The following is an 11599-nucleotide window of genomic DNA, read 5'->3' on the forward strand; positions in this document are numbered from 1 at the left end:
GCAGGTTGCAGTATCAGTGCCCACGTGGCGGAATTGGTAGACGCGCATGGTTCAGGTCCATGTGCCGCAAGGTGTGGGGGTTCGAGTCCCTCCGTGGGCACCAACTACCGGAGTTGTTTCCGCAGTAAAGTAGCAGCCTCAAAACGCCGCAGTTCTCGTTGAGAAATGCGGCGTTTTGTTTTGTCAGCCTTACGCCGCACCTCTCGTAGAGAAACGCGGCGTTTTGTTTTGTCAGCCTTACGCCGCACCTCTCGTAGAGAAACGCGGCGTTTTGTTTTGTCAGCCTTACGCCGCACCTCTCGTAGAGAAATGCGGCGTTTTGTTTTGTCAGCCTTACGCCGCACCTCTCGTAGAGAAACGCGGCGTTTTGTTTTGTCAGCCTTACGCCGCACCTCTCGTAGAGAAACGCGGCGTTTTGTTTTTATGTCGTCTTTCTCAAAAAGAATAAACGGACATTTTGTTGATCAATTGGTCCGTCCGCGTGCGCACCCGCCGCCACGATAGGCTAAACTACTTGTCGCTCCCTGCCACAAGGATTGCCATGCTCACGCTCCAGATTCCCACCATCAGTTGCGGCCACTGCGCCCGCGCGATCACCGCAGCCGTGCAAGAGCTCGACCCGGCCGCCCGTGTCGCCGTCGATATCGATCGCAAACAAGCCACCATCGACACGAACGCCGCCACCGCCGACGTCCTCGCCCGCCTCGAAGAAGAAGGTTTCGCGGCCAGCGCAGCCTGATCCGCGCCTTCCCCTCCCGCAAGCCGGTCGCCCCGATGGACTTGAGCGCACTTTCCGTCAATTACCACGCGATGCTGATGCAATCGCCCGACCCGTGCGTGCTGGTCGACCTGCACAGCGTCGTACTGATCGACGCCAATAAGGCTGCCGAAACCATGTTCGGCCGCACGCGTGCCGAGTTGCTGACCATGCGGCTCGACCAGCTGTGCCCGGCCGCGCAGTCAGGCGACCTGGCGTCCACCACCCTCATCGAAACCGAGCTGGCGCGCGCCAACACCAACCGCAGCGGCCAGTTTGCCCTCGATGTGTGCAATGCGGACGGTCGCGTACTGCCTTGCGAAGCACTCCTCATCCGCATACCGATCGCCGGCCACGATGTCGCGCATGGCCGGCTGGTCGACGTCTCGGCCCGCCTGCGCGCCGAAAAACTGCGCGACGGCCAAAGCGACATTCTCGAGATGATCGCCGCCGGTGGCGCCCTCGGCCCCGTGCTCGAGCGCCTGGTGCGGCTGATCGAATCGCTCTCGCCCGGCGTGCTGTGCTCGGTGCTGCTGCTGGCCGACGATGGCGTCTCGCTGCTGCCCGCCGCCGGCCCCAGCATGCCGGCGCCGTTCATGGCCGCCCTCGAAGGCGTGCGCATCGGCCCGGCGGTCGGTTCGTGCGGCGTCGCCATGCATGAAAAAAAGCTGGTGATCTCACCCGACCTGACTGTCGATCCGCACTGGAAGGATTACCTCGCGCTGGCGACACCGTTCGGGCTGCGGGCCTGCTGGTCGACCCCGATCATGCCCGACGACAAAGAAGTACTGGGCTCATTCGCCATGTATTACCGCGAAGTGCGCAGCCCGCAAGAAGACGACATCAAATTGATCGGCACCGCCAGCCACCTGGCCGGCATCGCCATCCAGCGCCATCGGCGTGCGCGCGAACTGTCCCTGCACCGTGAACACCTGGAAGAACTGGTGGCGGCGCGCACCACCGCGTTGACGGCAGCGGTGACGCGCGCCGACCAGATCAACCAGGATCTGTCGGCGGCGCTGTCGACCCTGTCGCGGGCGCAAGACGAACTGGTGCGGCGCGACCGGCTGGCCGCGCTCGGTGTGCTGGTGGCCGGCGTCGCCCATGAACTGAACACACCGATCGGCAACAGCGTAGTGGTGGCCACCTCGCTGGCCGAGCGCACCCGCGCCCTGCGCCAGCAGATGATGCAAGGCTTGCGGCGCTCGGAACTGGAGCGCTTTCTGCTCGATGCCGGCGAGGCCGGTGATTTATTGGTGCGCAATCTGACCCGTGCCGCCACCCTGGTGGCCGGTTTTAAACAAATCGCCGTCGACCAGGCCAGCGCCGAGCGTCGCCGCTTTTCCCTGTCCGATCTGCTGGGCGACCTGGCGGCGCCCTTGCGGGTGGCCGCCAGGCCAGCGCGCATTGCACTCGAGCTCGATGTCGCCGACAAGCTGAGCATGGACAGCTACCCGGGCCCCCTTTCGCAAGTGGTCACGGAACTGTTTGAAAACTGCCTGGCGCATGCGTTTGCCGGTATCGAAGGGGGCTTGGTACGCATCAGCGCCAGCGCCAGCGGCGCGCAGGTGGCGATCAGCGTGGCCGACAACGGCGCCGGCATCGCCACAGCATTGCAGGCGCGCGTGTACGACCCGTTTTTCACTAGCAGCGCGCGCAGCGGCCGCTCCGGCCTGGGGCTGCACGTGGCGCACAACATCGTCACCAATATCCTCGGTGGATCCATCGAGCTCGACAGCAAAGCGGGCGCCGGCACCCGTTTTACCATGCTGCTGCCACAATGCGCGCCGGCGCGCCCAGCCGCAGCGCCGCTGCGTGCGGAGGCGACCGACGCCGCGCACAGCAGCGTGGCGGGATCATGAAGTTGTACTCGTGAAGGTGCGCACGTGAAGCACGCGACCAGCCTGATGGTGGCCGCCGCGGCCGCACTGCTGGCGGCCGCGGCAGCAGCCGAACCGGCGCCGTGGTACAAGTGGCGTAGCAACATCGATGGCGCCGTCGTCTGCGCGCAGACGCCGCTTGGTGCAGGCTGGGAAAAAGCAGCCGGTCCCTACCGCGACAGTCACTGCACGCGGCCGGCGCCGCAGCGGCGCTGAGCGGCGCCATTCGTGGAGGGTGATGCGCAGGATTTGCTTGATTGATTGAATTGAAAATATTAAATTCGACAGCAGCGCTGATCGATGTCGTACAGTAGGGCCGGAGGAGAAACATCAAGGTTGTCCATCGCAGTACCAACCGAGGAGAAGTGCATGTTTACTAGTCCCGAGCAATTCGCATCCGCTACCAAGACCCTGTTCGAACTGCAGATGATGACGTTTAACGCCCTCACCAGCAAAGCGGTGCAGGGTGTCGAACAGGTGGTGGCACTGAATATGGCCACCGCCCGCAGTTCAGTCGACAGCGCCATGGCGGCCGGCCAGAAAATCCGCGAAGCCAAGGATGCGCAGGCGGCGCTGGCAGCACTGACCAGCCAGGCCAAACCGGACCTGGGCGGCGCCGTCGAATATCAAGAACAGATGAAAGTCATCATCGACGACATCCGCAAAGAATTCCATGACGCCGCCGACACCCATATCGCGGAAGCCAAAAGCGCCCTCTCCGCCCTGATTTATGACGTCACCCAGAACGTCAAGCCGGGCACGGAAAACGCCGTCGAGATCATCAAGACCGCGATCGACAACGCTTTTAAGGGCTACGAGCAGGTCACCCAGGCGACCCGCCAGGCGGTGGCCACCGTCGAAGAGCAGATCAGCAAGGCGACTGCGAAGGTGACGCCGGCCGCCACCGCCCGCAGCTGAGGGTAAGCTGAGGGTAAGCTGAGGGTAGCCGGGCGACTGCTGACGCTCAGCCGGCCTTACCGGCACCGAGCATGTCCTCCAGCTGACCGAACAGCACATCGTCCTTGATCACTGCACGCAGCCACACGTGCAGCGGTTGTTCGCCCCAGCGGGCAGCCTTGTCGGCCAGGTAGGCGACCGGGCTGTGCGGCTCGGTTTGGCGGAAAAATGCCGCCACCGCGCGCAGCTGTTCGAGCGCATCGGCGCGCGTGCGCAGCGCGGCATGCGCGGGCACCGATGAGAGCAAGGGCATCGACTGCATCGGCGGTAGCAACGGCGCCAGCGACGGCGTGCCGTCGGGCCCAGCCGGCGGCGCTGCCACTGCTGTCGGTGGCGCCGGTACTGATGGCGCCACCTTTTGCTGGTGCGCCAGCAGCGGCCTGACAAAGTGCGCCAGGTCCTGCAGGCTGGCGCGCGCCGCGCTAAAGCCGGGGCCATCGGCGCCGAGGCGCTGGTCGACCACCCGCTCGAGTTGATTGACCGCCGCTTCACAATAGCTGCACTCGTCGAGCAGGCGCGCATAGAAGGCCGTGCTGCTTTTACGGCGGGCGCCGTCCAGGTCCGGCGCGCTTTTGACTGGACCGCCCTGGCTGTTCGCGCTGTTGCCAGCGGCAGCATGGCTGCGTGCGCTGGCGCTGGCGAAATCGTTCAGGCTGTATGCCGGCAGCCCTTCCGTCACCGGCAGCTCGCGCGCCAGCTGCGCCACCCGCGCAGCGATCCAGGCCAGATTGCCGATGCGCTGTTCATGGCCTTCATCATCGGCCAGCGGGTAGACGCCATCCCAGTAACGCTCGCACAGGCCGGCCGTCACCAACAGGGCGTCACCGAGCGCGCGCGCGCCGGCCGTCTTGGCGGCCGCTTCCGCCAGCCACACTGCCAGGCGCAAATCCTTGCTGCGGGTTTTTAGCAGGCCGCTGCAGCCGCTGGCGACAAACTTCCAGTCGGCTTCCTTCAGTGCGGTCACCCAGGCGCCCTGTTCCAGCGAAGGATCGTCGGCCTGGCGCGCACGCGCGATCGCATCGAGTTCGGTGGAAAACGCCAGATCGTCACCGCACGGCGCCTGTTCGCTGACGGGGGCCAGCAGTTCTTCGATGTCCATCGCTTCGCTCCTCGTAGGTATGTGGGGGCAGGTATTTTCTTTATGCCGCTTCGATGGTGTATTTGAATTTGCCCGCCTTGGTGGCGCTGCACTTGATGCGGGCGATGGCGCCCCCTTCGGCCATCGCCGCCAGCACGCTGTCAGCGATTTCCGGCAGCAGCGTGCCATTGACGATGGCGTCGACATTACGTGCACCCGAATCGACTTCGGTGCAGCGCGCCAGCACGGCGTTGACCAGGGCGTCGTCGTAGTCGAAACGGGCCTGGTGGTTGTGACGCACGCGCGCGCTGATGCGATCGAGTTTGAGGGCGATGATGCGCGCCAGCACCTGGTCACCGATCGGATAAAACGGCACCACCGTCAGGCGGCCCAAGAAGGCCGGCTTGAAGTGTTTCATCAACTGCGGGCGAATCAGTTCGGCCAGCTGGTCCGGGGTGGGCAGCTCGGCTGCCGACTTGTTCAGGCAAGCCTGCATCATCTGGCTCGACGCCGCGTTCGAGGTGAGGATGATGATGGTATTGCGAAAATCAATCTGGCGCCCTTCGGCGTCGTCCAGCACGCCCTTGTCGAACACCTGGAAGAACAGTTCGAGCACGTCGGCGTGGGCTTTTTCCACTTCATCGAGCAGCACCACGCTGTACGGGTTGCGCCGCACCGCCTCGGTCAGCACACCCCCTTCGCCGTAGCCGACATAACCGGGCGGCGAGCCTTTCAGACCGGACACGCTATGGGCTTCCTGGTACTCGCTCATATTGATGGTGATGCGTTTTTTTTCGCCGCCGTACAGCAGGTCCGCCAGCGTCAGCGCCATTTCGGTCTTGCCGACGCCAGACGTACCGACAAACAGGAACACCCCTTTTGGCTTGTTCGGGTCGAGCAGGTTGGCGCGCGCCGTGCGCACACGCTGGGCCACCACCGCCGCCGCATGCGACTGGCCGATGATGCGCTCTTCGAGCATCGGCTGCAGCTGCATCACCGTGCGGATCTCGTCCTTGATCATGCGCCCCAGCGGAATGCCAGTCCAGCCGGAGACGATGTCGGCCACCACCTGGGCGTCGACCTGCACCGGCACCAGCGGCGCTTCGCCCTGCAGCTCGCGCAGGCGCGCGATGCGCTCGCGCAAAGCGTCCGTCTGGCGCGGTCGCTGGTCCGCTTCGATGTCGGCGCGCAGCTGCTGGATATCGGCGTTGAGCGCCTTTTCCTGTTCCCAGCGCTGGGCCGCCTGGCGCCGGGCGTCGAGTGCAGCGCTGTGCGCGGCCGCCAGTTCGGCCAGCCGCACGCCATGCTCAATGCCGCCAGCCTGCTCGCGCATGAGCGCCGCCACCTGGGCGTCGATGCGTTCGATCAGGCGCGCCTGCGCTTCGACCAGCGCCGGTGTACTCGACTGCCCGAGAGCCACCTTGGCGCAGGCAGTGTCCAATACGCTGATGGCCTTGTCGGGCAGCTGGCGGCCACTGATAAAACGGTGCGACAGCCGCACCGCCGCTTCGATGGCGTCGTCATAGACGCGCACGCCGAAATGCTGCTCCATCAGCGGCGCCATCGCGCGCAGCATGGCGCAGGCGGTGGCCTCGTCCGGCTCTTCCACCTTGATGACCTGGAAGCGGCGCGCCAGCGCGGCGTCTTTTTCAAAATATTTTTTGTATTCGCCCCAGGTGGTGGCGGCGATCGTACGCAGCTCACCGCGCGCCAGCGCTGGTTTCAACAGATTGGCGGCGTCGTTCTGGCCGGCGGCGCCGCCGGCGCCGATCATGGTGTGCGCTTCGTCGATGAACAGGATGATCGCATGGGGGCTTTTCTTGACTTCATCGATGACATTTTTCAGGCGGTTCTCGAACTCGCCCTTGACGCTGGCACCGGCTTGCAGCAGCCCCATGTCGAGGGTGTGGATGTCGACCCCCTTGAGCACCTCGGGCACCTCGCCGGCGACGATGCGCAGTGCCAGTCCCTCGACCACGGCGGTTTTGCCGACCCCTGCCTCGCCGGTCAGAATGGGGTTGTTCTGGCGCCGCCGCAGGAGAATGTCGATGGCCTGGCGGATCTCGCCATCGCGGCCGATCACCGGATCAAGCTTGCCGTCGCGCGCGCGCTGCGTCAGGCAGGTGGTGAACTGGTCGAGCGCGGGGGTGGCGCGCTGGCCAGGCGCCAGCTCGCCCATGGCGTCACCGGCCGGCGCTGGCGCGGGACGGCTGGCGGCCGCTTCGGCCGAACCGTGCGTGAGCTTGTCGAAGTCGTGCTTGAGACGGTCGACGGGGATTTGCGCAAACAGGGTCGAACCACGCTGCGCCAGCTGCGCCAGGTCGGGCGCGGTCAACAGCGCCAGCAGCAGGTGACCGCTGCGGATGCGGTGTGGCCCGTTGCTGCCCAGCGAAGCGATCAGCCAGGCGTGTTCCAGCAAGCTGGGCAGGTGGCGTGAAAATACCGGCGTGCGTGTGCTGCCGCGGGCGAACTTGGCGATCTCGCGGCGCAGGTCCGATTCCAGCCCGGTCAGGCTGATGCCGCACTGGTGGGCGATGCAGGTGAAATCGCAGTCGGGCTGCTCCAGCAGGGCCAGGAACAGGTGCTCGATGTCGACTTCAAAATGGCCCTGGCCGACGCAAATGGCGGCAGCGCGGGTGGCGGCAGCGCGGGTGCTGTCGTCGAGTTTTCCAATCAGCGTTTTCAGATTGATGTCCACGGTCGCTCCTTGTCGAGATGGATCAGGTGTGCACGCCCAAAACGAAACGCGGCCAGGCGGCCGCGCTGCGCGCCTGTGCGCGGGCGTTAGACGACCTTGTTGGTCGCCAGGTCCCAGCCGCCCGAGGTATTGCCGCCGGAGCCGCCGGTGATTTTTTGTTGGGTGTACTTCCACTTCACCTTGGAGAACTTCAAACCCAGGCTCTCGGTGAGGATATCGCCCTCGCTGACGGCGGGGCTGACGTCGCCGATCAGGACGTTTTCCAGTTCGATTTCAAAGTACTTGACGCGCTCGCCCTTGCCATCGGCGCGCATGAACTCGAGTTTGGCCTTGGGGATGGTCTTGCCCGATGAGCAGGTCTGCAGCAGGATCGGGGTCGACAGGTCGGCCAGCTTGGCGACGCTGATTTCACTGTGCTCGCAGCGCTCGGCCGTGTGGCCGCCGCCGGTCGAGGCGGTGGCCGACTTCGGCTGGGCCACCGACCAGTGCACCGATTTGCATTCGATCCAGTCCCTGTGTTTATCGTCAGTCGACTCGCCCTTGATGCCATCGATCTGCAGGTAGACGTCAATTGCCATGCTGTGCTCCTCAATAAAAGAAAGTTAAAAATAAATGGACATTGTCAGTTTTTGGTCGATTGCGGCAGTTCCGCGACCAGGCGGAGTGAAACGGACAGTTCGTCGAGCTGGAAGTGCGGCCGCAAAAACGACACGGCACGGTAGACCCCAGGCCGGCCCGGCACCTCGCTCACCTGCACGCTCGCTTCGCGCAGGGGGAACTGGGCCTTCTGTTCCTGGCTGGCGTTATCGTCAAGCAGTACGTACTGGGTCAGCCAGCGGTTCAGGTATTCCTCGACATTGGAGGCAGCCGAGAAGCTGCCGATTTTGTCGCGCATCATCGCCTTCAGGTAGTGGGCGATGCGCGAGACGGCGAAGATGTATTGCAGCTGCGAGGACAGCACGGCGTTGGCGTTGGCGGCATCGGTCGAATATTTGCGTGCCTTTTGTGCCGACTGGGCGCCGAAAAACGCTGCGTACGCGGTGTTCTTGCAGTGCACCAGCGAGATAAAACCAAGGTCACTCAACTCCTTCTCGCGGCGATCGGTGATGGCCAGCTCGGTCGGGCATTTGAGCGCCACTTCGCCATCGTCGGTCTTGAAGGTGTGGGTCGGCAGATCCTCGACCAGACCGCCCCCTTCGACACCGCGGATGGCGGCGCACCAGCCAAAGTCTTCGAACGCGCTCGTCAAGCGCGCCCCGAATGCGTAGGCGGCGTTACACCACAAGTACTTCCGGTGGTCGCTGCCATCGACATCCTCGACAAAATTAAAGCCATCGACCGTCATGCCATCGGCTGGATTAAACGGCAGCCGGCCCAGAAAGCGCGGCAGGGTAATGCCGACATAGCGGGCGTCCTCGGACTCGCGAAAGGCTTTCCACTTGGCGTATTCGATGGTGTCGAATACCTTGGCCAGGTCGCGCGGCTTGCCAAGATCGCCGAAGCTGTCGAGGCCCATCAGCGCGGGCGCGGCCGAGGTAATGAACGGCGCGTGGCTGGCGGCCGCCACGTGCGACATCTGCTCGAGAAAATAGATGTCTTCGGGCTGGCGACCGATCTCGAAGTCACCGATCAAGGCGCCGTAAGGGGCGCCGCCGAAGGTGCCGAATTCTTCTTCATAGATCTTCTTGAACAGGGCGCTCTGGTCAAATTCCAGCGCTGACTGGAAGTTCTTGACCAGCTCTTTCTTGGTGGCGTTCATCATGCGAATCTGCTGGCCGCCGCTGCTAGTGGAGTTCTTTACCAGATAATGCAGGCCGGTCCAGCTGCGTTCGAGCTGTTGAAAGGCCGGCGCATGCATCACCGCCGACAGCTGCGCCGAAATCATGCGATCGAGTTCGGCGACGCGGGCGTCGATGGTCGCCGACAGGTTGTGCGAGATGACCACGGTGCCGTTCATGACCTGGCTGACCAGTTCGCCGATCAAGTCCTTGGCACGCGCGTGTTCGCTCGACGACGCCGCCACCCGGCTTTGCTCGATGATGTCGTCGAGCAGGTCGCCGCTCTGCGCTGCGGCGTCCGTTGGCAGCGCCACGGCCGCCGGGGCGCGGGGATCGATCAGGGTGCTCATGGCTGCTCCTTCCTGCGCAGGCTGTCGAGTTTTTCTGTGCTGTTGAGGACCTCCTGCAGGATGTCTTCCAGCCGGTCATTGCCAGCGAGCTTGTTGCGCAGGTCAGCGAGCTTGGTACGCGCTTCGAGCAGGCCGTTGAGCGGCGCCACCTGGCGCACCACCGATTCAGGGCGGAAGTCGGCCATTTCGCGGAACTGCAGCTGGACGGCGAATTCGCCGCCTTCCGCGCTCAAGTGATTCGGTACGCGAAACTGCGTCGCCGGCGCCACCGCGCCGAGTACTTCATCAAAATTGTCGACATCGACGTTGACGAAATTGCGCTCTTTGAGCGCTTTTTTGGCAGCCGCCGGATCACTGCCAAAGTCGCCGATAACACCCACCACGAAGGGCAGTTCCTTGTTCTCGATGGCGTCGCCGATCTCGACGTCATACGTCATCTGCACCCGCGGCGGGCGCACTTTCTGCAGGCGCTTTTGTACGCTGTCTTTCTTGGCCATATGAACTCCAGGAGAAAAATCAGGCCGGACCGGCCGGCAATCGAGGTTGGCGTGGCGCCCGCCCCATCAATTCAAGCCGCAAAACGGATTACTGCACGGCACCTTGATAGTCGACGCCGCCGCACCCGCCCCCTTTGTCGGCGTCGCTGGCGTCGCAGGCCGTGGTGTGACCGGGCGCGGTGCCGGTGGCGACACGATCGACTCGTTCAGGGTCTTGCGCAGCAGCGCCGCCAGGTCTTGCGCTTCGCTGCGCACCGATCCCGTAAAACCATTCTTGAGCGAGAGGTCACCCAGCGCTTTACTCGACACCCGCAAGCCGCTCACGGCCACCAGGCTGTAGCCGAGCATGTCGTCGGGATCGCGCTCGAGCGCCTGCAGGCCGCTGACGATGGCTTCGCCATAGTTCTTGTCATCGAAGCGCATCTGGGCGATGCGCAGCAGCGGGGTCTTGTCGGTGGGGTGCGTCGCGGCCGCCGCTTTCAGCATGGCGTAGGCCTGGTCGGGCCGGCCGGCCTTGGCGGTGGCATCGGCATCGGACAGGATGCTGGCCATGCTGGCCTTCCTCTCAACCGGCGCGGACGCCGGGCCGGCGCAGGCGCCGATCAGTGCGGCGCCAGCGAGCGCCGGTAAGATGCGGTAAAAATTCATGGAAGTCTCCGGTACCGTTTGTACAGCCGACATAGTGAGCTTGAGAAATATCGACTCTTTGCGCGAGATCAATTGTTTTGCGAATGTGGTGATTCGGAGAAATATGACGGCGGCTTGCGGCAACGCAGATATTCGGATGCGCATTGCTCCAAGACTAGCCATTTGTTCCCGCGCGAAAACATGGAGATCGTATGACCGACCACGCCGAACGACGCGCTGCTCCCGCCCAGCCAGGCAGCCGCGGGGCGGCGCCGCCAAGCCTGCTCGACCTGATGTATGAGGGCTTTTATGCGCTGTACCTGCTCAAGAACGGCAATAGCCCGCATGATCCGATTGCCTTCGCCGAGACCATCAGCACCTTCCTGATCGACGTCGACCGTCAGGCCAAGAGTTACGGCACCTCGCTCGACGAGGTCCAGGCCGCCCGCTATGCGTTTTGCGCCGCCGCCGATGAAATCGTCCTGCGTTCGAGCTACCAGGTGCGTGAAGCATGGCAGACCCACCCCCTGCAGTTACGGCTGTTCGGCGACCAGCTGGCGGGCGAGCATTTTTTCAGCAAGCTCGACGACCTGCGCGCGCGCGGCGCCGCTCACCTGCAGGCGCTCGAAGTGTTTCATATGTGCTTGCTGATGGGGTTCCAGGGCCGCTTTGCCATCGATGGCGATGAAAAGCTCAAGTTCATGTGCACCACCCTCGGTCATGAAATCGCCCGCATGCGCGGCGAGACACGCGCCTTTGCGCCGCATGCCGAGCGTCCGGACCAGGTGGCCAACAAGCTGCGCAGCGACCTGTCCTTGTGGGTGCTGACGGCGGTATTCGCGCTGGCCGGGCTGGGCGCCTACCTCGGCTTGCATGCCAGTTTGTCGCACGCCACCAGGCAGTCGCTGGCCGGCTACAACGATGTGATCAAGCTGCCACCACGCGCTGCCAGCGTGACCATCACCCTGCCATGAAAT

11 protein-coding genes and 1 tRNA gene are annotated in these 11599 nt (G+C 63.9%); 6 read left to right on the plus strand and 6 right to left on the minus strand.

The genetic code is table 11. From position 1 onward, the window contains the following. The first annotated feature begins 18 nt into the window (after positions 1-18). From ACP7BZ_RS15545 to phaP, 5 genes are all read left to right on the plus strand, one after another. Positions 19-103, plus strand: a tRNA-Leu gene (locus tag ACP7BZ_RS15545). A 438-nt stretch (positions 104-541) separates the two neighbouring features. Next, complete coding sequence (locus ACP7BZ_RS15550) at positions 542-739, plus strand: heavy-metal-associated domain-containing protein (protein WP_426114682.1); 198 nt, start codon at positions 542-544, stop codon at positions 737-739. Positions 740-780: 41 nt separating this feature from the next. Beyond that, the gene (locus tag ACP7BZ_RS15555) at positions 781-2619 is read left to right on the plus strand and encodes an ATP-binding protein (protein WP_426114684.1); all 1839 of its coding nucleotides are present in this window, start codon (positions 781-783) and stop codon (positions 2617-2619) included. A gap of 24 nt (positions 2620-2643) precedes the next feature. Then, a complete protein-coding gene (locus tag ACP7BZ_RS15560) occupies positions 2644-2853 on the plus strand; it encodes a hypothetical protein (RefSeq protein WP_426114686.1) in 210 nt (69 codons plus the stop codon). 153 nt (positions 2854-3006) lie between these two features. After that, positions 3007-3555 (plus strand): TIGR01841 family phasin, encoded by a 549-nt coding sequence (gene phaP, locus ACP7BZ_RS15565; RefSeq protein ID WP_426114689.1) that lies wholly within the window; start codon positions 3007-3009, stop codon positions 3553-3555. Between the two features lie 46 nt (positions 3556-3601). Here phaP and tssA read toward each other — a convergent pair whose 3' ends face one another. The 6 genes from tssA to ACP7BZ_RS15595 all read right to left on the minus strand — a co-directional run bounded on the left by tssA (position 3602) and on the right by ACP7BZ_RS15595 (position 10643). Beyond that, positions 3602-4693, minus strand: coding sequence for a type VI secretion system protein TssA (gene tssA / locus ACP7BZ_RS15570; RefSeq protein WP_426114691.1), 1092 nt, complete (start codon positions 4691-4693; stop codon positions 3602-3604). A gap of 40 nt (positions 4694-4733) precedes the next feature. Next, positions 4734-7370: a type VI secretion system ATPase TssH gene (gene tssH, locus ACP7BZ_RS15575; RefSeq protein WP_426114693.1), complete on the minus strand. Its 2637-nt coding sequence runs from the start codon at positions 7368-7370 to the stop codon at positions 4734-4736. Positions 7371-7456: 86 nt separating this feature from the next. Next, on the minus strand, positions 7457-7948 hold the full coding sequence (locus ACP7BZ_RS15580) for an Hcp family type VI secretion system effector (RefSeq protein WP_426114695.1): 492 nt from the start codon (positions 7946-7948) through the stop codon (positions 7457-7459). A 44-nt stretch (positions 7949-7992) separates the two neighbouring features. Then, entirely contained in the window at positions 7993-9498 is a 1506-nt protein-coding gene (gene tssC, locus ACP7BZ_RS15585) for a type VI secretion system contractile sheath large subunit (protein ID WP_426114697.1), read from the minus strand. Beyond that, positions 9495-9995 carry a type VI secretion system contractile sheath small subunit gene (gene tssB / locus ACP7BZ_RS15590; protein WP_426114699.1) on the minus strand — a complete coding sequence of 167 codons (501 nt, stop codon included), beginning with the start codon at positions 9993-9995 and terminating at the stop codon, positions 9495-9497. Before tssB ends, tssC begins: the two co-directional genes overlap by 4 nt. A 66-nt stretch (positions 9996-10061) precedes the next feature. Further along, positions 10062-10643, minus strand: a complete 582-nt coding sequence (locus ACP7BZ_RS15595; protein ID WP_426114701.1) for a hypothetical protein — start codon at positions 10641-10643, stop codon at positions 10062-10064. Between the two features lie 191 nt (positions 10644-10834). Here ACP7BZ_RS15595 and icmH point away from each other — a divergent pair, with 191 nt between their 5' ends. After that, on the plus strand, positions 10835-11596 hold the full coding sequence (icmH, locus tag ACP7BZ_RS15600) for a type IVB secretion system protein IcmH/DotU (RefSeq protein ID WP_426114703.1): 762 nt from the start codon (positions 10835-10837) through the stop codon (positions 11594-11596). The last annotated feature ends 3 nt before the right edge of the window (positions 11597-11599 follow it).

Source organism: Massilia sp. PWRC2, from assembly GCF_049896725.1.
Classification (GTDB): Bacteria; Pseudomonadota; Gammaproteobacteria; order Burkholderiales; family Burkholderiaceae_D; genus JAFCUW01.